Origin of the sequence: Duganella rhizosphaerae, assembly GCF_040364205.1 — a bacterium.
Lineage (GTDB): Bacteria > Pseudomonadota > Gammaproteobacteria > Burkholderiales > Burkholderiaceae_D > Rugamonas > Rugamonas rhizosphaerae.
Genome location: NZ_BPWK01000003.1, coordinates 107,167 through 126,238, shown reverse-complemented (window position 1 = coordinate 126,238; position 19,072 = coordinate 107,167). Strand labels below are relative to the sequence as shown.

The following is a 19,072-nucleotide window of genomic DNA, read 5'->3' as shown; positions in this document are numbered from 1 at the left end:
CGCTGACCAAGGGCGAGATTGAGGAAGGCTTGCGCACCGGCGTGCCGTCAACGCGCCAGCGCTTGCAGCAGCTGTGCGATGGTGCGGCGGCCCACTGTCACAGCTTCAGTGAATACGCGGAGCGCCTGGCGGCGGTTGGTGTCGAGCTAGTGCCGGTTACGCAGCTGGAGGGCCGCAAGATGTCGGGCCTGTCCTATCGGCTGGATGGTGTGATGATGAAAGGCAGCGACCTGGGGAAGGGCTACAGCCCAATGGGGCTGGCGAAACGCGGGGTGAGCTATGACAAAGAGCGAGACGGTGCGGCAGTTGGCCGCTGCCTCGAACGCGGCGCGGGTGGAAGCGCTGAACCAACAAATCGAGAGCTTGCGCCAGGCGAAGCTGACCAGCGCGGAAGAACTGGCGACACTATTGGAGCCGCTGGCACAGGCGATGGCCGCATTGACGGACGAGACGAGAGCAAGCCTGGAGCAGATCGGGCAACACAGCCGGGAGCAGGGCGAACAATTCCGGGCACAAGTGGAGACGGCGATCACGTCGTGGCGCAACGCGACGATAGCGGCCGAGAAAGCAGCCGAACGACTGGACCAGGCGGGGCGGCGGATGGAAGTGAGCCACTACCTATTGGCTTTGCTGACGGGAATAGTGACGGGGCTGCTCGTGAGCGTATTCTGGCTTTGGCTGGCGCCAGCGCCGACGGTCCAGAACACGCTGGACGCAAAGGCGGTAGCGGAGCTACTGCGGCCAGAGATCGCAGCGCTGAAGCCGCGCAAAGGCAAATGATGGCGATGGGCGTGGATCGGTTCGTGGTGACGCTGGTGGATCCGACGAAGGGCAAGCAGGAGGAGCGGTGGTGGAGCAAAGCGGAGGTGGTCAAAGGCATGGCGTGGCTCAAGCGCATGAATGCGCGAGGCTACGATGTCTGGGTACGGCCCGATGGTGAACACGGGTTGGTGCTACTGGGTGGTTTGAAAAAGCAGGACTTGCAGACATTGCGCGAACGTGGCTTTGCTCCGGCGGTGGTCGTGGAGACGGGACCTGAGCAATACCAGGCGTGGGTGAAGCTGTCACAGAGGGCACTAACTGATCCGTTGCGTGGCCGCGCGGCAGAAGTGTTGGTACAAGGGCTTGGTCGTCACGGTGCGAAGGCAATCAGTCGTGCTGATGGGCGACTGGCTGGCTTCACCAACCAGCAGGTGCAACGGTCTGGTGGACGACATCCGTTCGTTCTGGTGACGGAGTGCGAGGGCAGGGTGGCGCAGGCGGCGCCGGCGTATCTTGCGAGGTTGGAGCAAGAGCGAGCAAAGGTTCAGGCTGTGCAGCGAGATCAAAAACTTGAACAGTCGCGCACCCCTTCGCGGTAAGGACAAGATTATGTTGTCGGGAAATTCCCCGGCCGCAGGGATGTGACTTTTAGCGACGCAGGGCATAGTTCAATAATTTAATGTGATTTATATAGTTCTTATGTCAATCAAATTCTTATCTCTCAGCCATTTTTCGGTTGGCGCAATTGTTGTCGGAGTTACAGCGCCATGACGTTCCATGAAATTCCGAATCCATGTTTCTTTTCGTGCAGCCAGAGCTTCTTTAGGCGGTTTTATCGTCAAAAGTATTTTATTTATCCTTAGTTCAAGATCGGTTTCTGCAAGCACCGTATGACAATATTTTGAGTCAAAAGCATATGCTATTCGCTGAATAATTGCGAGCATTAAAACCGCATCGGAGAGTGCAATTTTTATTTCTTGTCCAATAACCGGAACTGGGCTACTGTAGTCTCTTTTAAGTCCAAGAGATTTTAATGGGGTTGCAATTGCTAGGGCATATGCATCTACGTTTTCTTGACGGGCGATACCGCCGTGGTGGGTTTTACTATTCCGAATTTGTTTATAAAATCTATACCACCTTAGTAGTGGGTCTAAATTCAAAATATTTGCTGCATACAATGTGGTTAACTTTGGTTGAACCTCAGAAGTCAAAAAAACAGAAGTTGGGATTGCGCCCGACAAGTCCAATGCTGCCCAGTTAGTCCATTTCCTGCTGGTTGAGCCAGAAGGAAATTGGAATGTTTCGGCATTTATTTTATATGGCGGTAGAACATTGTGCCTTGCCAATTCTCCGCACCATTCCTCGTACAATACTGCACCTTGTGCCAAAATAAAATCAGAATAAACAGCTTGATGCTCTGGCCAAGCTTTTGATGTAATAAATTTCAGATCGATACCGCCTCTGTCTGGCACTCCATCTACTAAATAGTTCTCGATTTTTTTCCACTCCGGCTTGGCCGAAAGACCGGCTATAGCGCTTGCCTCTCGGTGAATGTGCCACAAACCAGCATAGCTGGCCCAAACAAAACTGGTCATCTGCCCAATTCGCGATGCTAGTTGTTTAGTAAAAGGATAGAAACACTTACTTTGAATTGTCATTTCAATATTAAATTTCAGGTGTTGTTGAGATGAAAGGCGTAATTTATTTAGCTTCTCTTTCTGGTTCGCCAATACTTTTTAAGAGTGAATTATATTGTTCCTTATCGGAAAGATACATCTTATCGAGGACGAAATTAGCCAATTTTGGAATTTCTGGAATCTCGACCGGCCTCATGCTACGGTCAAATATTTCTTCCAGGTGAGACAGCTCATTGCTCAGCCTGTTGAGAAGTGCAATTGCCATATCATCGTCACCAAAGAATTTTTGCATTCTTTCGAGCGAGTTATGTGCGTCATCTTGGCATGGATATTTATAGAAAAGATATGCTTCCATAAATTTCCGTAAATTATTTCCAAATGCGAAAAAAGGTTCTGGAGAGGACTTGGCTAAAGCTGCATCTCTGCATTTGTAGATTTGATGGAAAAGATAATTGAATTCTGTTACATATTCCCTGAGATATCCGGGCATAGCGGAAATCGTGCTGGGCGTACCATTCCGCTCAACTAGAAAATGAGCTGCCCCTCCATGTTTTTCCTTTGGAGTAGACAATCGCTTTAAGTATTTTAAAAAATCCAGATTGTGAGTCGAAATGAAAAGTTGACCGTACCGGAAGAAATTTGATCCATCAGGGTTCTTGAGTGGTTTTGCGATCAACGTCTCTATGATGCTGTACATAAAGAATATATGGTTACTATCCAGGCTCGAAATGGGGTCGTCGATATAGATGATAAGTTCTTTTCCTTTGCTATCAGAATCTTCTAGTTTGGCTATAAAATAGCAAAAGGCAACAAGGCTGCACTCACCTTCGCTCAGATTGAACGCCGATTTGTCACCTCGCATAATTTGAAATTTAATGCCCGGTTTATCACCCCCGTCAATGGCTTTTAACATCAATCCGTCGTGACCGAAGAAATGATTTAGTAGGTTATTAACCCTTTCGGCGCCTATTCGTTCGTCCTTCTGTTGCGCTTTGAGCGTATCTGCGCGTTTCTCAAGCATGTTGATTTTGCCTGCAACCGTAAGCGCATCCTTTGCTGCTGCTGAAGCTACAAGTGCCAAGTCTTGCGCACTTGCTTCATCGGAGGAAAGATCGATTTGCTGCGCGAACGTGGCTACGTCGTTACGTCGAAGGGATAGACGGGCTGACTCCTTATCCTTCGACAAATTTTTCGTCTTTGCGTCGCTTTTTTCAATTGCGCCGTTCAGGAGTTTTATGTCGTCAGATATTTTAACCACTTCAAATTCGACTACGGGTAATGGTATTACTTCGAATAGTTTTGTTTTACGTTCATTAAGTGAATTTGATAAGGTTTTAAGGTCAGCCTTGTACAGTTTGAGGTTTTGTTCAAGCGATGTTTTTGCGGTGTCGAACGTTTTGCGCTCTGCTATGTAAAGGCTTTGTCCATCCACACTAACGATTGATGAAAGTTTATTGAGTTCGCCAGCAATCGTTGCGAGACAATCGTCAATCTCCTTTTCAAGGGCAGAAGATTCTTTGCTAAAGTGAGCATCTAGCACCTCCCAGATATCGGAGGGAAGCGGTTGTCGACAAAATGCGCATGTTTCCCTTTTACTTCGATGGTGCGGAATTCCTGCTTTTACCCAAGTTTGCAATATCGAATCATTAAGAAGTTCCTGAATTGCCTTCGTTGGCGTGATTTTTCGTTGAAGTAGTTCAAATGCCTCGGATTTTATTAGACTAATGCCTGAGTTGAATTCTAGTGTTCTTTCTATTGCAGGCAATTCGACTTCTTTGAGAAGTTCTTTCTTTGTTATGATATCCTCGTCGCTTAAAATGGCAAGCTTGTTGTCTCTTGCATACTTCAGGTCAGTCCTGATGTCATTGATATTGTAGCCTGCGCGTCCATAGTCCCTATTCGGCTTAATAACGTCATTGGCGTGGCGTCTCAGCTTCCCTAGCATTGCATCTTCTGCATCAGATGCTTTTTTTTCTTTTGCCTTTTTGTCGAATTCAATCACAGATTGTTCGTAGCGAAGCCCGGCTTTTGCGTCCACACTGCCAAGTGAGTCTTCAATTTTCTCAAGTTTGAGAACGATTTCATTGTTTTCTGCGCCAACAATCGCAAACGTTTTGATTTCGCCTCCTTGCTGATCAACTAGAAAGCTCAGGTTTTCTTGCACAAAATCTCGGTTGTATACCCGAACATTTAGGGGGTGTGCAGCAATCTGTAATTGAGAGATATTCCCTGTAGAACTATGAATCGTGAAAGATGGGCCTTCAAAATTGGGAGGAAGTCGTCTTTCTTGAAGTGCACGAACTATGCGAGAAAGAGTGGTTTTTCCTGAATAATTCCGTCCGTAAATAATATTTAATTTTTTTATGGTTTGGATGGCTCCACCGTTATCACGGACCGAATTCTTCCAGACGAAGCCTTGAAAACTGCCGAAGTTCGCGATGTCTATTTGCGTGATCATGAGTTTAATGTTGAGTTGAGCTACTTTAGGATTTGTTGTTTATGTGTAACTTTCGACTCTTCGGCTTTCGAGCTCGGCTTCCTGATTGGGGAAAATCAGGTGCAGCCAAACATGGTCTGTTGCTAGCAGGATAGCATTTTGTTTAGATGCAAGATGCGTGGAATGTCACTGGTTTGCTTTATTTGCAGGACGCTGCACTAGCCGTTTGCATCACGTGTTTTTGGGCCAGTGCTGTGCTTGTCTATGGATTAAACCTGAGCTACTTGCATATCAGAGCCGGCTAGTCGCCCGATGCAGGGAAATGCGTTGCCTTCCAACCAGCCGGTGATTTTTTCCTGGTTGCTGTCTGCGCGGCTGGCCTTGGTCTTTTCAGCCAAGTGCGGGCGACGGATTCAAAGGTCTGATTGGCGAATTCGGAGCGCGGCAGCTTTTTGAGGCGTTTAGCGGCTCCGGGGTCGACTCCCTCCGCGAGTTGAAGTTCGGCGTCGGCGCGTTTTTGCCGGGCCTTGGCCACGGTGGTTTGCCGATAGACGCGGAGGGCCAGCGTCTCGCGTCGGTCGAGAAACCGATAATCCATGCGCCAGTATTTACTGGCTGAATTGACGAGGAGATACATGCCTTCCCCGTCTTTGCACTGGTCCGTAGTCCCTTTGGTGAGCTTCAGGGCCTTTACGAAAGTGGCCGTGAGCGCCATCGCCGTCTCCCGTCGTGTGACGGTATTTCTCCGTACCGTAGAAAAAGTACTGGGCCACATGCCGTCAAATTTGCGAATGCATGCGATTTGTCACGTTGCAGGCTGAGCTAATAAAAGAGACTCCCTCATATGGATATGGGCGGGTTCTGAGCAACTCTGAGTTGCTTGGGGTGTAACTGTTGATGCGGTCGCGCGGACTGTACCGGTGACGGAAAACCCTCAACGCGGGATTGATCTGACAAGAAGACGTGCTGTATTTTCCTCTGACCGGAGCTGGATCATCCAGTGTCCCCCTCACCAACCTCCGGCGGCGTGGATTCGGCTATTGACGAGGTGTATGTGTTGCCGTAAGGGGCGAGGCTGCCCAGATTGGAATTTACTCTCTCGTATTGCATTTCTGGCATTTATGTGTTGACAGCAGCCTTTGCCGCGAGCTACACTTGCGCTAGCGCAAGTGTAGCTCGCGGCAAAGGCTGCTGTCATGCATGTTTTGTTCGTTATATCGAGCATTAAGGCTACAATGATCGATATATCGAACAGTGTTTGACATTTTTTCTTCGCTGACCCATAGTTAGACATACATTTCTTGCACCACTCAATCCCATGCGTATCGCTCAAGCTGAGGCTCTGCCTTCCAACCTTACAATGGAAGCCATGCAAATTGGCGCACGTTTGGCTCGCCTGAGAGTTGCGAGAAATATTTCGCAGACTGAGGCGGCTCTACGAGCAGGCATATCGCGGAATACAGCATATAGACTTGAAAAGGGAGACCCAAGCATCGCATTTGGGCAGCTTCTTCGCTTTCTCGATGCTATTGCACCAGGCAAGACGTTGCAAAACTTTCTGACGGAAGATGATTCCACAATTGCAGCGCTTGAGGCAAAAGAGCGAAGAAGGCGCGCTCGCCCATTAACAAAGCGCGAGCGGGAAGATCTGGACTTCTAAGTTCACTTTTACATCATGAAACAAGCAAGCCTTGCGGTCTTCGCGCATATCGAAGATGAATTCGTGCCAGCCGGATTATTAACGTTACATGAGGAAAATACACATGTAATGGCGTCCGAATTTTCGTATGGCACTAAATACCTCACCCGACAGCACGCACTGGAGGTCGACCCAGTTAGCCTATCCATTGCAGATAGATCAGCAGTCCGACAGAAGAAAATACTACCTGTAGCCGGCCTAAAGATGTTTGGTGGGATGCGCGATGCCTCGCCTGATGCTTGGGGGCGACGTGTAATCGAAGCGAAGCTAAAGGCCAAAGCAAATGATTTGCCAGAATCAACCTATCTACTTGAAGCTGGCAGTAACCGAATTGGGGCTCTTGATGTCCGCGCTGACATAAGAGCACTGCCGGCAGATGGGTGTCAATCAACTGCTGACCTCCAATATCTCCTTGAGGCCGCTGAACGAATAGAGGACGGGGAAGATATACCCGCTAGCCTTGAAGCTATCTTCGAGGCTGGGGCATCGTTAGGAGGCGCTAGGCCGAAGGCAACAATTCGCGATGAACAAGGTGTTCTTTGGCTAGCAAAATTCCAGAGTCGCGACGAACGACTGAACGTACCGGAAATTGAAACAGCCACCATGAAGCTCGCTTCTATTTGCGGTATGACGGTTCCTGAAGTGAAATTTATTAAAGTTGGCGACAGAGATGTGATGTTAATTCGCCGATTTGATCGTTATTGGATAAATGCTAAAGAAAAGTACAGCTCTTTAGCTGAAGTGGTAGCCAATCAACCAGACGATCACAGGTTAGCCGAGCGAAGACTGCATTTTGTGAGCGGTCTTACAATGCTTGCTTGCGATGAGATGCAGTCGCGAGAGAAGAGTTACGGAGACTTGGCACAAGGAATTCGTCGCTACTGCCATCACAGTGTAATTCGTGAGAGCAATCGCGAACTATTTACGAGAATGATTTATAACATTTTTGTGTCGAATGATGACGACCATCCGCGCAATCATGGATTCCTTTGGGATCCGTATGTTGGAGGATGGAGGTTAAGTCCGCTCTATGATGTCATGCCACGTCCGACTCGAGCAACAGATCGTTTTCTGTTCTTAGGGGTTGGTCAAGATGGTCGTTCAGCCACACTTGATAATGCTATATCGTCAAAAGAAATGTTCAATCTTTCACTTCAAGAGGCAGCGTCCATCATTGGCGAAGTATGGGAGCGGGTGCGTGAATGGAAAACTTATTTCGAAGAATTTGGTACTTCGACAAAATCTATCGAACAGGCAGAAAATGCCTTTAGGCATATAGATCATATATCCACACCACGGCTTAGAGCTAACTTACCTTAGTGATAGAAATTCAAACGTGGACACTATTGAATTTCAGGAGATTTGTTACTTGCTGACATTAGAAATATTGTCGAAAGCAAATAATCGGAACCGAACCCAAGAACCACCGCGTTTTGTTGGTACCTGAGTTGGTACTTTTGGCCGATTTTGTACCAACATCTCATAGCTAATTCGATTCCGGCAAGCGCACCAGAACACAGCCGTAAAGGTATTAAGAAGTCGAAAAACCCGCTTCCTTCCTAGAGGAAGCGGGTTTTTTGTTGTCCTTCCCTCGTGAATCTCCCTCGCCAGTTCTTTGTGCTTTCTCAAGTGGAAAAGATGCGCTCGCCTAATAATTGATACTCGGCATTGTTTTCCTTCCCTAGATTTGGCCTGATCAAGGAGACTGTGGATGCGGCGTTACACGATTACGTTGGGAGCATCAACTACCGCTGGCGGCAAAGTCATCTCAGCCAGCGCCAGTGGAAGTATCAACGGAGTGCCGATCGCTCTGGAGAATGACGTCGTCTTTTGCCCCGCTTGCAAGTCCCAGGGGAAGATCTTATGCGTCGGGCCACGTATTCCTGAAACCTGGAACGGAAAGCAGGTTGCGCTTGAGAACGATTTGTGTATGTGTGCTTGCCCGGCACCTCCGAAACTAGTCCCAAATCAAACGCTGCGCAGTCAAGTAATTGAGGACTCGCCAGTGTCAGCTGGCGAAGCGTCGGCAACGTACAGTTCATCTGATGGCCGGAGCGACCAAGCGTCAGAAGGCGAGATTGTCGAGCAATTCTTCTCTATCTTGGATGAGCGTGGTCGGCCGGTGGAAGGCTTCCGCTACGATCTGTACAAGGATGGCGCGATTCATACCAAAGCTGCTAACTATGCGAGCGGTGATACGGAGAAAATTTCCGGGAGCGGCAACCTGAAGTTGGTAACGTGGTTCAACGTGGACGGAGCAAGCCGTCATGGGTGAAAAGAACGAGAAAAAAACTCCGGAATTGCGTGCCGAGACAAGGCAGCTTGCTGCAATCGCTTATGGTGAGTCGTCAACCAAGGACGACCCAGACGAAATGTTTGCGTTGGCCAGCGTCTTGGTCAGGCAGCGAGATGCACGTGGCTACAAAGATATTATAAGTTTTGCGACGAAGGAAAAGACGTTTGCATTCGCCGTTAGCGATGGCAACCGCCGGTATGCCGATCTGATGAAGGCATCGGAAAAGGACATCGAACGGCATCCAGGAATGAAGATGGCGATCTCGGCCGCAGTCAATGCACTTGAAGGTGGGGTGGACAAGTCTAACGGTGCCTACTTTTGGGATGGTGCGGACATCAAATCGAACTACAAGCATCACTTCAAGGTCAGAAGGGGAATCAAGATTACGGATCCGGCGCATAACATCTATGGGATTCAAGACTCCACCAAGCTTGAAATCAAGTACAAGACGACCAAGGTCAAGAACACCAGTACCGGCAAGGTATCCATAACGCGTGTAGAGGTCGGTCGATACGACCATCAATACGACTCGACGGCAGCATACGGCGGAACCATCTTCTGGAAGTTCAATCCACAGTTTCTGGAAGTTACGCATGGATGGGAATACAAATGATGCGCAGAGGTTTGTTCTTCTTGCTGAGCCTGGTTGTGCTGGATGCTTGGGCTGCTGAGCCTTCCAGAGCGGCAATTCTTAGCTGTCTGTCCGCGCGAGCCGTTTCCTCGTCCGTTACGTGGAGGGCGCTGCCGACTGAAGAAATTAACTCGCAAGATGATTACAAGGATGGGTTCAACGCAACCTATTATCTCAATCTGCAAGGAAAGGACATCGGTTATGCGGAGAAGGGGGCGGAGAAGGGCATCCTCCTCGATCACAAGATATATCCAGTCGACTCGGCCCGAGCGCTCTCCGGCTTTGCAACACGTCCCACTGAACTAAACCCATATGTAGCGGAGTGGGGCACGGTGACGGATGCCCGTGGAAAATTTGTTTGTGTAAGTTTTCCTTTTGGCGTGCTAGGGCAGAGCGGAAGTTTTCAAAAAAATAGAAGTGCCTATTTGATGTCGCTTACTGGGTCGAAAAATGCTCGAGTTCTCTATTCAGCGACCGGCAATATTGATGTGATCAGGGCGCCAAAATAGATGGCTAACTGTCGACATTGCAGCCCAGTCGGTTCAGTCACTCGATCATCTTGGCCTGGCTGATGTCTCGGAATTTTCCGCGTAGCATATCGGAGAGTTTGGGTTGCGGCATGCCGAGTAGCTCTGCTGCGCGTTGCTGTGTCAAGCCTCGACTCTCGAGTACAAGTGTAATCTCATGCGTGAGTCCGGCCTTCACCAGCATTTCGCCGGCATCCGGGTGGCCGAGATCGGCGTAGGGATTGTCGCTGCCTGCTTCGATGGCAATGCTGTTTGTGATTTCAGTCGTTTTCATGTTTGGCGATCCCTTTCCAAGTCAGTGATCAGCCTATTTCACGGACGCCTGTTTCGCGCGGATCGTTTGCAGTTCGCCCTTAAGCCACGCGCTGCTAGGCACTGCCTGCGTCGTGCCGCACTTCACCAGATAATCTTTGCCGGACATGCTGCTGGTGCTGGCCGCCAGGGCAATGAACTGCTCCGTTCCCTCCACCTTCTTCTTGTCGATCAGGTAGTCCAGCTTGCTTGCCAGATGCGCCTTGGCTTCGGACGAGCTATACCAGCTGCCATTCCGGTTGAACTGGCAACCCGAACTGCCCAACCGGTTCAGCAGCGCATCGATCTCTGCGCGCGATGCGGCCGGCAATTCGGCGGCCATACTGGATGTCATCGCAAACACCAACAGAGGAACGGTAAAACGTAATTTCATATCTGCTCCGGAGCTTCACAAGATCCTCGATGGTACGCCGATTGATTGCATCCTGGCGCCAACTGAAAACGGATGCAGGCGTTCGGCGATCTGACATTCTTGACAGCCGGACGATATCGGCGTTAATCTTCGTTCGTCGATTAACGAATAAGGATGCAATGACAAGCTGTTGTGATGTGGCGCTCCAGGGCGCGGTGCCGGAATTGGATGTCAACGAGATTGCCATGCTGTGCAAGGCGCTCGCGCACCCGGCCCGAGTCCAGCTGCTGCGCTACCTGGCTGCTTACGGCGCCTGCTACTTCGGCAGCCTGGCCGACGTGCTGCCTCTGGCGCCGTCTACCATCTCGCAGCACGTCAGCATTCTCAAGCATGCCGGACTGATCCTGGGCTCTTCAGATGAGCAGCGCGTGTGCTATTGCGTCAATCCGGAGCGGATGGCGCAGCTGAAGCAATTGATCGGCGCTTTGTAGTTGATTTTTTTTACCCGGTTATTCGTCATTCGACGAATGACAAATAAAGGAGAAGCGCATGCATAGCAACCGTTCCAATCTGCCCATCGCGGTGCTGGGAGCCGGCCCGGTCGGTCTGGCCGCCGCCGCCCATCTGTTGCAACGTGGCTTCACACCGATCGTCTTCGAAAGCGGCGACCAGGTCGGCGCCAATCTGGCCAGCTATCGCCATGTACGGCTGTTTTCGGCTTGGCAGTTCAACATTGACAAGGCCGCGCGCGCGCTGCTGTTGGAGCACGGCTGGACCGCGCCGCCTGCTGAGGAGCTGCCCACTGCCGGTGCTCTGGTGGACGCCTATCTGAAACCGCTGTCGGCGTTGCCTATCCTGGCGCCGCACATCAAGCTGGCACACCGTGTGGTGCAAATCAGCCGCGCCGGCGTCGACAAGGTCAAGACGCGCGACCGGGAGAGCGCGCCGTTCCTGATCCGCGCCGCCTGCATCGACGGCAGCCGCGAATATGTGGCCCGCGCCGTGATCGACGCCACCGGCACCTGGTCGCAGCCGAATCCGTTGGGCGCCAACGGTCTTCCCGCATTGGGCGAGGCAGAGGCGTCCGCCCGGATCGCCTACGGTATGCCGGACGTGCTCGGCGGCGAGCGTGACGACTACGCGGGCAAACGCGTGCTGGTGGTTGGTGCCGGTCATTCCGCCACCGGCAGCTTGCTCGCATTGGCCCAACTGGCGGTCGAGGCGCCGGGCACGCGCCTGGTGTGGGCGATACGCGGCAACCAGCTGGCCAAGGTGTTCGGGGGCGGTGAGGCCGACGCTCTGCCGGCACGCGGCCAACTGGGCATGCAACTCAAGGCGTTGAAGGAGTCAGGCCAGTTGGAGCTACACACCAACTTCCGCATTCAGGCGCTGCAGGCGGGTCTGCACGGCGTTGATGTCGTCGGGACAGGAGGCGATGGCACCCGCGTCGTGATCGAGGCGCTGGACCGGATCGTGGCCGGCACAGGCGCTCGACCGGATCTGGCGCTGACGCGCGAACTGCGCGTGCGCCACAATCCATGGCTAGAAAGCACGGATGCGCTGGCCCCGCTGATCGATCCGAACGAACATAGCTGCGGCACGGTGCGCCCGCATGGGCATCGCGAACTGGCGCATCCCGAGCCCGGCTACTACGCCGTCGGCGCCAAGAGCTACGGCCGCGCACCCAACTTCCTGATGACGACCGGCTATGAACAGGTGCGTTCGGTGGTGGCGGCGTTGGCCGGCGACATGGTGGCGGCCGACGAAGTGCGTCTGGAGCTTCCGGATACAGGCGTGTGCAACACCAGGTTCTCCGAGGCGACTCTCGTCACCGGCGCATGCTGCGGTGGTCCTGCGCCGGCGGACAGCACCAGCTGCTGCGCACTGGACGTGGCCGAGAAGGCGAAAGGCGCCTCAGGCTGCGCCACGTCGGCGGCGTGCCGCCCCAATGTGCCTGCGGCCTCCGGCTGCTGTGCCTGACCACGGGGGAGGCCACTATGCGATTCATCATTTCCCTTGCGTTGTTACCCGTGTCGCTACTCGCCAGCTGTCTGACCTTCTGGCACGCGCGAGAAACTGGCGGCGGCCTGGAGCTGGCCGTCGTCGTCCCGGCCGTCCTGATACTGCTGGTCGGCATGGCGTGTGAGCGGCTGCTACCTTACCGTGACGACTGGAATGTCGCCCAGAACGATACGCGTACCGACGCCACCAGCGCCGCCGTGTTGTTCGGCGTGATAGATCCCCTGATGAAGTGGCTGGTGCCGGTCCTGCTGGCGACGGAGCTGGCCCCAGCGGCGGCGGGGTGGATCGCTGCTTTGCCGTTCGCCGTGCAGGTGTTGGCGGCGACGTTGCTGGCCGAACTCACCAGCTACTGGGCGCATCGCCTGCACCACGCGCTGCCCGGCTTGTGGTGGCTGCATGCGCTCCACCACGGCAGCGGGCGCCTGTACACGCTGAACAATTTCCGGATCCACCCGCTGAACTATGCGATCAACTACCTGTTCGGCATCGGGCCGCTGTTGCTGCTCGGCGTGCCTGCGGACGCGATCCTGGCCTACCTCGCGTTGACCTATCCGGTGCTGATGCTACAGCACGCCAATTTGCCTTTGCGCAACGGCTGGCTAAACCACGTGTTCAGCACCAACGAGGTCCACCGCTGGCACCATGCCGACACGCCAGGCGAAGGGGATCGCAATTTTGGCCGCGCGCTGGTGCTGTGGGACAAAGTGTTCGGGACATTCCGCCATGTGCCAGGCCATAACGATCCGCGCGGCGTCGGGCTGTACCCGGGCGACCGATACCCGGCCCGCGCGCCGTTCCGCGCGCAGGTGCTGTCGATGTTCCTGCCCGGCTGCTGCCGCGCGGCGGCTTGATGGGAATGTGATGGCTGCCGGCTCGCTCGCATGGGGAATCTGCCTGCTGTGGCTGGACTCGTTGCCTCGCCTCGTATCGCGATAGTGCGCCAAAGAAATCTTCGACCTTATCCGCAACAGCTATCGTATCGTGCGTCGCTGTTTCATTGCTTAAAAACGATATGATAGTTATCTGCTGCGTAACTGTTCAGTTTGCGCCATCACGAGAAGATCATTTTCCATCATGAAAAAAACCGAGACGAGCTCCGTTACCCCGGAAGAGCTAGAGATTCTTCGCCGCACAAAGTTCATGGTTGAAAAGGTGGCTGACTACGCCATCTACATGCTCAACGTCGATGGCACCATCGCCACCTGGAACGCAGGCGCCCGCCGTTTCAAGGGCTACCTCGATCACGAGATTATTGGAGAGCATTTCTCGCGCTTCTACAGCGAGCAGGACCGGAGTTCAGGCGTTCCGACGCGTAACCTGCAGACCGCCCGCGATCACGGCAGCTTCGAGGACGAAGGCTGGCGTGTGCGGAAAGACGGCACCAAATTCTGGGCGTCGGTCGTCATCGACGCGCTGCGTGACGATGATGGCGAACTGGTGGGCTTTGCCAAGATCACCCGCGATATCGACGAGAAGCGGGCGGCGCGAGTCGCCTTGCAGGAGAGCGAAAACCGTTTCCGCCTGCTGGTGCAGGGCGTGACCGACTATGCGATCTACATGCTCTCGCCAGATGGCGTCATCACCAACTGGAACTCCGGGGCGGAGCGCATCAAAGGCTATGCCGCCGACGAAGTGATAGGCACGCATTTCTCGCGCTTCTATTCGGCTGAAGACCAGGCACTCAACGAGCCCAAGCGCGCGCTGGGCACTGCCACACAATGCGGTCGGTTCGAAGCAGAAGGCTGGCGCGTTCGCAAGGACGGGACGAAGTTCCGCGCACACGTCATCATCGATGCCATCCGCGACGATCACGAACAGTTGATCGGTTTCGCCAAGGTCACCCGCGATATTAGCCAGCGCCTCGAAATGGAAAACATGCAGGCGGCGCTGCAGCATGCGCAACGGTTGGAAGCGGTCGGCAAGCTCACCGGCGGCGTGGCGCACGATTTCAACAATATCCTGCAAGTTGTCGGCAGCAATCTGGAATTGTTGATGATCGACGTAGCCGGGCGGCCGCTGGCCCTGCGCCACGTGGAGGCTGCCTTGCAGGCGGTCAAACGTGGCGCCAAGCTTTCCTCGCAGTTGCTCGCCTTCGCCCGCCGCCAGCCGCTGCAGCCGATTGTGCTCAACGTTGGCCGTACGCTGTCCGATAGCGAAGAACTGCTGCAACGCACCTTGGGCGAGGCGACCACCGTCGAAACGATTATTGCCGATGACCTTTGGAATACGGTCGTGGATCCGCACCAGCTGGAAAATGTGTTGTTGAATCTGGCGATCAATGCCCGCGATGCGATGCCCGAGGGCGGCAAGCTGACCATCGAAGCCAGCAACGTCGTATTGGACAAGGCCTATGTCGCGGCGACGCCGGACATTCCTGCCGGCCAGTACGTTGTCATCAGCATCAGCGATACCGGCTGCGGCATGACGGCGGACGTGCTGGAGCGGGCCGTTGAACCCTTCTTCACCACCAAGGCGGAAGGCCGAGGTACCGGACTCGGCCTCAGTATGGTCTTCGGTTTCATCAAGCAAAGCGGTGGCCATTTCCGCCTGTACAGCGAGGTCGGGCATGGCACCACGGTCCGCATGTATTTCGCACGGTCCCATGCGTCGGACGCTACGGTGCCGGAGCCTGTGGCCACGGAAGTGCAGGGTGGCAGCGAGACCATCCTGGTGGTGGAAGATGATCCGGCGGTGCAAACCGTCGTGGTCGATGTCCTGCGCAGTTTCGGCTATCAAGTGCTGAAAGCCGACAATCCGGATACCGCGCTGGCAGTGCTGCGCGCCGGCGTGCGCTGCGATCTGCTGTTCACCGACGTCGTGATGCCGGGCACGATCAAGAGCACCGAACTGGCGCGGCAGGCCAAGGCGCTGCTGCCCGACCTGCAAGTCCTGTTCACCTCCGGTTATACACAGAACGCCATCATTCATGGCGGCCGGCTGGATCCGGGTGTCCATCTGCTGTCCAAGCCTTATCGACGCGAGCAGTTGGCGCACAAGGTTCGCCAACTGCTGGGCGAGGCAAACCCCGCTGCGACGGCGCCTGCGGCACAGTCGCCACTTGTTCCCAAGCGCGTCCTGCTCATCGAGGATGATGCGGATGCCTTGCAGGTGACGGTCGACAGCCTTGAAATGTTGGGCTGCGACGTCTGCGCCATCGCCAGCGCGGAAGCGGCCATGCCCTTGCTGGAGACTCGCACATTCGATGTCTTGTTGACGGACATCCACCTGCCCGGCATGGATGGTCTGGCGCTCGCTCACCGGCTGCGCCGGCAGCAACCTGATTTGAAGCTGGTCTTCGCTTCCGGTGACAGCCGGGTCGGGGGAGAAGTGCGCCAGCTGGGAGGAAGTTTTCTCTGCAAGCCGTTCACCCTGGCTGCGTTGCGGACGGCGCTCCAACTGCCGTAGTCAGCTGCCGCAGGAATGGAGCACGTTTCCCGGCTTTCTGTCGTCGTTGACGGCTTCCAGCGGCAAGTCGTGCAGCAGGCGGTAGTGGCGAAATGCTTCGCGTATATTGTCGCGCAGGAGATGGTTTTCCCATGGCTTGGTGTAGAAGCGGTAGATCGCTCCCCGATTGATCGCTTCCATGATGGACTCGAGGTCGGTATATCCGGACAACACAATCCGCAAGGTGTTCGGGTACAGGTCCTTCACCCGGTCCAGGAAGGTCGTTCCGTTCATGGTGGGCATGCGCTGGTCGCACAAAATAACTTCCACCTCATGCAGCGCCAATAATTCAAAACCCTCGGCGGCCGACTGCGCAGCGAGGATGTTGTAGCCGTCCGGGCGCAGCAGGCGCTGCAGCGAAGCGATGACCGACGCCTCGTCGTCGACCAGCAACAGCGTCTGGCGCCTCGCCGGCGCCGCGCTGCCCGACGCCGGCAGGCATTTCTGGTCGCTCAGGACGGTGTCCGCATCCCTCGGGAAAAGTGGCCGGCTGAAATAATAGCCCTGGATCTGATCGCAGTGGTGGCGCCGCAGGAACGACAGTTGCGCTTCCGTTTCCACACCCTCGGCAATCACTTCCAGCTTCAGGCTGTGGGCCATGCTGATAATCGCCAGCACGATGGCGGCGTCGTCGGGATTGCTGGTTATCTCGCGGATGAAGGCGATGTCGATCTTCAGTTTGTCGATCGGGAAGCGGCGCAGATAGGCCAGGCTCGAATAGCCGGTGCCGAAGTCGTCGATGGAAATCTGAATGCCCAGCCCTTTCAGGTTTTGCAGGGTGGCGATGGTGCGGGCGGTGTTCGTCATTAAGGAACTTTCCGTCAGTTCCAGCTCCAGCAGATCGGGCGCGATATCGTTGTCGCGCAGTGCCTTGACGATGTCCGCATCCAGGTCGCCTTCGACGAACTGGCGGCCGGAGACGTTGACGGACACCTGCACCGGGCCGATTGTCGAGCGCATCCACTGGGCAATCTGGCGGCATGCGGTTTCGATCACCCAGGTTCCCACGCGCACAATCAGGCCGGTCTCCTCCAGCACTGGAATGAACTCACTTGGCGGCACCGGTCCGTGTCCGGGGCGCTGCCAGCGCAGCAAGGCCTCGACCCCGGAGATCCGTCCGGTGTCGAGCCGCACCTTGGGCTGGTAGGCCAGGACAAATTCCTCATTCTCGACCGCCTGGCGTAGCGCGATTTCCATGTCGAGCCGCGCCAATGCCTCGACATTCATCTGCGCGGTGAAGAAGCGATAGGTATCGCGGCCGGCCTGCTTGGCCCGATACATTGCGGTGTCCGCGTACTTGATCAGCGTTGCGGAGTTGTCGGCGTCGTCCGGATAGACCGTGATGCCGATGCTGGCGGTGATGGTGACCATGTGTCCTTCCAGCGCGATCGGTGTGCGCAGCACCTCGCGGATCTTGTTGGCGACGTGGATGGCGCCTTGCTGGCCATCCTGCATGATCAGGATGACGGCAAACTCGTCGCCGCCCATGCGGCCGACGATGTCGCGCGCGCGCACGCACTCGAGCAGCAGCGTGCTGACGTGGCCCAGCAGTTGATCACCGGCGGCGTGGCCCAGCGTGTCGTTGACGTTCTTGAAATAGTCGAGATCGATGAACAGCACGCCGACCTGCCAGGCGCTCTGTGCGGCCTGGGCCACCGTGCGCGCCAGCGTCTCATAGAACAGCGTGCGGTTGGGCAAGCCGGTGAGCGCGTCGTAGTGCGCCATGTGGTGCAGGCGCTGCTGCGCCTCCTTGCGCTCGGTGATGTCGCGCAACACGCCAACGATGATCCATTCGTCGTTGAAGTGTTGCGCCTGGCGGTGCACTTCCACCTGGATATCGGTGCCATCCTTGCGTTTCAAAGTGAGTTCGGAAAACGTGTTCGCGCCGCGGCCGGCGATGATGGCGTCGTACAGTGCCTCGAGCTCTTCCCGGGTGCCGCCGATCTGCACGGGACCCAGCTCCATCAGTTCCTCGCGCGTGTAGCCGAACAAGGTGCAGGCGGTCGCGTTGACCTCGACAAAGCGCATGGTGCTGCGGCTGACCAGCATGATCGCATCGGCGGTCGCATCCATGGCGCTGCGAAAGCGCTGCAGGTCGGCCGTGCGGGCCTGCACCTGTTGTTCCAGCATCCAGCTGTGACCGGCGAGGAAATCGCTGAAGGCCTTCAGGCGCAGCAGATTGCGCACGCGCAGCCACAATTCGGCCCGGTCCACCGGCTTGGTCAGGAATTCTTCCGCGCCCGCCGTCAAGCCGGCCAGGCGGGCCGCGCGGTCGATTTGCGCGGTCACCATGATGATCGGAATGGTCGCCGTCGCCGGGTTGGCCTTGAGTTGCCGGGCGACTTCGTAGCCGTCCATGCCGGGCATCATGACGTCGAGCAGTATCAAGTCCGGGGCATGGCGCGCGACTGCCGCCAGCGCCTCGTCGCCGCTGGCGGCGCTTTCGGTCTGGTAGCCTTCGGGATGCAACAATGCTTCGAGCAGCTTGCGGTTCTGCAGCTCGTCGTCGACGATAAGGATGTTGGCAGCCTGGGTACTCATGGCGGTGTTCCAAACGGGTTGGATTGGCCGGCCGCGGTATTTTTCGCGGCGAGCAGGAGGGCGTCGATCGTTGCGTACAATTCCTGGTAGCGCAGCGGCTTGGCGATGTAGGCGTCGCAGCCGGCGAGCTGGCTCTTTTCGCGGTCCGCCTTCATCGCCATGGCCGTCAGCGCAATGACGGGCACGGCGGCGGTGGCCGGGTCTTGCTTGAGCAGCGCGGTGGCCGCCAGGCCGTCCATGCCCGGCAACTGGATATCCATCAGGATCAGGTCCGGCATGGCGGTACGCGCCAGCGTCAGGCCGTTCTCGGCGTCGACCGCGCACAGGACGGTATGGCCAGCCTTCTGTAGCAAGAGCAAGGCCAGTTTCATGTTTGCCGGGTTGTCTTCAATCATCAATATGGTGGCCATCC

Annotated in this window: 18 protein-coding genes; 11 read left to right on the top strand and 7 right to left on the bottom strand. The window is 55.3% G+C overall.

Translation table 11 applies throughout. The annotated features are described in order from the left end of the window. Nucleotides 1-279 precede the first annotated feature (279 nt). Together RUGAMON1_RS07840 and RUGAMON1_RS07835 are read left to right on the top strand one after the other, a co-directional pair. Complete coding sequence (locus RUGAMON1_RS07840; RefSeq protein WP_445230334.1) at nt 280-780, top strand: IncQ-type mobilization protein MobB; 501 nt, start codon at nt 280-282, stop codon at nt 778-780. Further along, entirely contained in the window at nt 777-1,361 is a 585-nt protein-coding gene (locus RUGAMON1_RS07835) for a DNA-primase RepB domain-containing protein (protein WP_445230333.1), read from the top strand. The genes RUGAMON1_RS07840 and RUGAMON1_RS07835 overlap by 4 nt, the downstream gene beginning before the upstream one ends. 87 nt (nt 1,362-1,448) lie before the next feature. Here the strand turns inward: RUGAMON1_RS07835 and RUGAMON1_RS07830 are convergent, their stop codons facing one another. The 3 genes from RUGAMON1_RS07830 to RUGAMON1_RS07820 all read right to left on the bottom strand — a co-directional run bounded on the left by RUGAMON1_RS07830 (nt 1,449) and on the right by RUGAMON1_RS07820 (nt 5,551). Next, entirely contained in the window at nt 1,449-2,492 is a 1,044-nt protein-coding gene (locus tag RUGAMON1_RS07830) for a hypothetical protein (protein ID WP_445229982.1), read from the bottom strand. After that, on the bottom strand, nt 2,464-4,857 hold the full coding sequence (locus RUGAMON1_RS07825) for an AAA family ATPase (protein ID WP_445229981.1): 2,394 nt from the start codon (nt 4,855-4,857) through the stop codon (nt 2,464-2,466). Before RUGAMON1_RS07825 ends, RUGAMON1_RS07830 begins: the two co-directional genes overlap by 29 nt. Nucleotides 4,858-5,137: 280 nt before the next feature. Further along, the gene (locus RUGAMON1_RS07820) at nt 5,138-5,551 is read right to left on the bottom strand and encodes an integrase arm-type DNA-binding domain-containing protein (RefSeq protein WP_445229980.1); all 414 of its coding nucleotides are present in this window, start codon (nt 5,549-5,551) and stop codon (nt 5,138-5,140) included. A gap of 603 nt (nt 5,552-6,154) precedes the next feature. Between RUGAMON1_RS07820 and RUGAMON1_RS07815 the strand changes: the two genes are divergently transcribed. The 5 genes from RUGAMON1_RS07815 to RUGAMON1_RS07795 all read left to right on the top strand — a co-directional run bounded on the left by RUGAMON1_RS07815 (nt 6,155) and on the right by RUGAMON1_RS07795 (nt 9,971). Beyond that, the gene (locus tag RUGAMON1_RS07815) at nt 6,155-6,496 is read left to right on the top strand and encodes a helix-turn-helix domain-containing protein (protein ID WP_445229979.1); all 342 of its coding nucleotides are present in this window, start codon (nt 6,155-6,157) and stop codon (nt 6,494-6,496) included. Nucleotides 6,497-6,511: 15 nt separating this feature from the next. Next, a complete protein-coding gene (locus RUGAMON1_RS07810) occupies nt 6,512-7,855 on the top strand; it encodes a type II toxin-antitoxin system HipA family toxin (RefSeq protein ID WP_445229978.1) in 1,344 nt (447 codons plus the stop codon). A 391-nt stretch (nt 7,856-8,246) separates the two neighbouring features. After that, complete coding sequence (locus RUGAMON1_RS07805) at nt 8,247-8,810, top strand: PAAR domain-containing protein (protein WP_445229977.1); 564 nt, start codon at nt 8,247-8,249, stop codon at nt 8,808-8,810. Further along, nucleotides 8,803-9,444 carry a hypothetical protein gene (locus RUGAMON1_RS07800; RefSeq protein ID WP_445229976.1) on the top strand — a complete coding sequence of 214 codons (642 nt, stop codon included), beginning with the start codon at nt 8,803-8,805 and terminating at the stop codon, nt 9,442-9,444. Before RUGAMON1_RS07805 ends, RUGAMON1_RS07800 begins: the two co-directional genes overlap by 8 nt. Then, entirely contained in the window at nt 9,441-9,971 is a 531-nt protein-coding gene (locus RUGAMON1_RS07795; RefSeq protein WP_445229975.1) for a hypothetical protein, read from the top strand. Before RUGAMON1_RS07800 ends, RUGAMON1_RS07795 begins: the two co-directional genes overlap by 4 nt. Nucleotides 9,972-10,008: 37 nt before the next feature. On the opposite strand, the gene RUGAMON1_RS07790 is transcribed toward RUGAMON1_RS07795, so the two are convergent. Both RUGAMON1_RS07790 and RUGAMON1_RS07785 read right to left on the bottom strand, forming a co-directional pair. Next, nucleotides 10,009-10,263: a helix-turn-helix domain-containing protein gene (locus RUGAMON1_RS07790; protein ID WP_445229974.1), complete on the bottom strand. Its 255-nt coding sequence runs from the start codon at nt 10,261-10,263 to the stop codon at nt 10,009-10,011. A 33-nt stretch (nt 10,264-10,296) separates the two neighbouring features. Next, entirely contained in the window at nt 10,297-10,674 is a 378-nt protein-coding gene (locus RUGAMON1_RS07785) for a YfeK family protein (protein ID WP_445229973.1), read from the bottom strand. Nucleotides 10,675-10,703: 29 nt separating this feature from the next. Here RUGAMON1_RS07785 and RUGAMON1_RS07780 point away from each other — a divergent pair, with 29 nt between their 5' ends. From RUGAMON1_RS07780 to RUGAMON1_RS07765, 4 genes are all read left to right on the top strand, one after another. Next, nucleotides 10,704-11,144, top strand: coding sequence for an ArsR/SmtB family transcription factor (locus RUGAMON1_RS07780; protein WP_445229972.1), 441 nt, complete (start codon nt 10,704-10,706; stop codon nt 11,142-11,144). A 58-nt stretch (nt 11,145-11,202) separates the two neighbouring features. Then, nucleotides 11,203-12,633: an NAD(P)-binding domain-containing protein gene (locus RUGAMON1_RS07775; RefSeq protein WP_445229971.1), complete on the top strand. Its 1,431-nt coding sequence runs from the start codon at nt 11,203-11,205 to the stop codon at nt 12,631-12,633. A 17-nt stretch (nt 12,634-12,650) separates the two neighbouring features. Further along, nucleotides 12,651-13,526: a sterol desaturase family protein gene (locus tag RUGAMON1_RS07770; protein ID WP_445229970.1), complete on the top strand. Its 876-nt coding sequence runs from the start codon at nt 12,651-12,653 to the stop codon at nt 13,524-13,526. 223 nt (nt 13,527-13,749) lie between these two features. Then, the gene (locus RUGAMON1_RS07765) at nt 13,750-16,080 is read left to right on the top strand and encodes a hybrid sensor histidine kinase/response regulator (RefSeq protein ID WP_445229969.1); all 2,331 of its coding nucleotides are present in this window, start codon (nt 13,750-13,752) and stop codon (nt 16,078-16,080) included. Here RUGAMON1_RS07765 and RUGAMON1_RS07760 read toward each other — a convergent pair whose 3' ends face one another. Then, complete coding sequence (locus RUGAMON1_RS07760; protein ID WP_445229968.1) at nt 16,081-18,660, bottom strand: EAL domain-containing protein; 2,580 nt, start codon at nt 18,658-18,660, stop codon at nt 16,081-16,083. It lies immediately after the preceding gene. Beyond that, a complete protein-coding gene (locus tag RUGAMON1_RS07755; RefSeq protein WP_445229967.1) occupies nt 18,657-19,070 on the bottom strand; it encodes a response regulator in 414 nt (137 codons plus the stop codon). Before RUGAMON1_RS07755 ends, RUGAMON1_RS07760 begins: the two co-directional genes overlap by 4 nt. Nucleotides 19,071-19,072: the final 2 nt, after the last annotated feature.